Below are 2,263 nucleotides of genomic sequence, written 5' to 3' on the forward strand. Positions count from 1 at the left end.
ACACTCTACTAAAACATAGCATTAATTTAAAAATTGGTAAGAGTCAATATTATATAAATTCTAATTTTAAAAGTGGATATTAGTATAGTAAATAGTAAAAATCCTTAAATTTCTTAATTGATCTTTTAAAAGTCTGTAAACTTTTGATTATACTATGAACTGTAAGTATCCACTTTTAGTAATATTTATAGATTTTCTATTTGCCAATCTATAGGAGTTTCATTGTCATTTTTCAAAAATTCATTAGTTTTTGAAAATGGTTTACTACCAAAAAAACCTCTAGATGCAGAAAGAGGACTAGGATGCACTGATTTTATTATATGGTGTTTGGGATTTGTTATAAGTTCTTCTTTTCTTATTGCATTATTTCCCCAAAGTATAAATACAATAGGTTTTTCTCTAGTATTTAATACCTTTATTATATTATCAGTAAATATTTGCCAGCCTATATTTTTATGTGAATTAGCTTCGCCAGCTCTTACAGTAAGTACTGTATTTAATAATAGAACACCTTGGTCAGCCCATTTTTTTAGATAACCATTATTAGGTATATAACATCCAATATCGTCTTTTAATTCTTTATATATATTTAAAAGTGATGGAGGAGTCCTAACTCCTGGATTTACTGAAAAACTTAATCCGTGAGCTTGGTTTGGTCCATGATAAGGGTCTTGCCCTAATATAACTACTTTAACATCATCAAAAGCTGTATAATGAAGAGCATTAAAAATATTATACATATCAGGGTATATTGTTTTTGTTTTATACTCTTGTGATAAATTTTTCCTTAATTTAAGGTAATAATCTTTTTCAAATTCATTACCTATGTAATTATTCCAATCATTTTTTAATATGTTATTCATAAAATCACCCATAATTAGTATATCATTTTTATAAAAAAATAATAAATTTTCTTTTTTTATTGTTAGTAGAGATATATATTGTTAAAATATAGAGGTATATAAAAAATTAGTTAAAAGGAGAATTAACATGGAAAATAAGGTAGTGGCAATTGTTGCCGGAAACGAAATCAAAGATAAAGATTTAGATGCAGTACTAAATAGATATCCACAAGAAAGAAGAGCTATGTTCCAAGGAGAACAAGGAAGAGAAGCATTATTAGAACAAGTAGTTGCTTTTGAATTAATGCGCAACTTTGGTAAAGAGTTAAAAATAGATGAGACTGAAGAATATAAAAATTTAGTTGAAGGATTAGCAAAAGAGGCATTAACTCAATTAGCAATTAACAAAGTATTAGCTGATGTTACAGTTACTGATGAAGATGTTAAAAAGTATTATNNATGATAATGCAAGTATGTTTATAAATCCACCAACAGTTTCAGCAAAACATATTTTAGTTAAGACTGAAGAAGAAGCTAATTCTATAAAAGAAGAAATAGCAAATGGATTAGCATTTGAAGAGGCTGCTAAGAAATATTCAACTTGTCCATCTAAAGAACAAGGTGGAAGTTTAGGGAACTTTGGAAAAGGAGCTATGGTTCCAGAATTTGAAAAAGTTGCTTTTGAATCAGAAGTTGGAAAAGTTAGTGAACCAGTTAAAACTCAATTCGGTTATCATTTAATATTAGTAGAAAACAAAACTGAAAGCACAACTGTACCATTTGATCAAGTTAAGGATGCAGTGTTAAAACAACTTATAAATGAAAGACAACAAAACAAATATTTAGAAATGATAAAACAATTATCAGATAAATATGGTGTTGAAAGAAAATAATGATATTACTATTTATAAGTAATAGAAAAAGTGGTTTTATTATAAAACCACTTTTATATATATATATAATTGTTGTAACGCTTAATGCTTATCTATTTACTTTGAACTAAATAAGAAGTGAGTGTATCCACGTTTACTTTATATTAATTCAAAAAATGAAGTTATGTATTTGTCAGAAGCAGTTATAATATCTTCTTTAGAATCTATGCTGAATTCATCTTTTACTGCAATAACTTTCATTCCAGCTACTTTTGCTGATTTTATAGCAGGAAGTATATCTTCGAATACTACGCATTTATCAGGGGTAGTATCTAATCTTTTAGCAGCGAGTAAATATACGTCTGGAGAATCCTTACCTTTTTCAGTTTCACCAGTAGTAGTTATTGAATCAAAATAATGATATATATTATTTGTTTTTAAACAAACTTCTAATAATTCATTAGAATTGCTTGTAGCTAGTCCAATCTTTATATTTTTAGATTTTAGTTTATCTAAAAATTCTATTACACCATCTTTTAGTTTTACCTT

At 26.8% G+C, this 2,263-nt stretch carries 2 protein-coding genes and 1 pseudogene; 1 reads left to right on the forward strand and 2 read right to left on the reverse strand.

The features are described from left to right. Window positions 1-185 precede the first annotated feature (185 nt). The gene (locus NG918_RS16630) at window positions 186-863 is read right to left on the reverse strand and encodes a uracil-DNA glycosylase (protein WP_252227145.1); all 678 of its coding nucleotides are present in this window, start codon (window positions 861-863) and stop codon (window positions 186-188) included. Between the two features lie 127 nt (window positions 864-990). On the opposite strand from NG918_RS16630, the pseudogene NG918_RS16635 reads away from it, so the two are divergent. Then, a pseudogene (locus NG918_RS16635) lies at window positions 991-1,735 on the forward strand (peptidylprolyl isomerase). A 138-nt stretch (window positions 1,736-1,873) separates the two neighbouring features. On the opposite strand, the gene NG918_RS16640 reads toward NG918_RS16635, so the two are convergent. Beyond that, window positions 1,874-2,263 (reverse strand): HAD family hydrolase (locus NG918_RS16640; protein WP_252227146.1); only part of this gene is annotated, 390 nt, incomplete at its 5' end.

The organism is Clostridium sp. ZBS2 (assembly GCF_023845855.1).
Lineage (GTDB): Bacteria > Bacillota > Clostridia > Clostridiales > Clostridiaceae > Clostridium > Clostridium aquiflavi.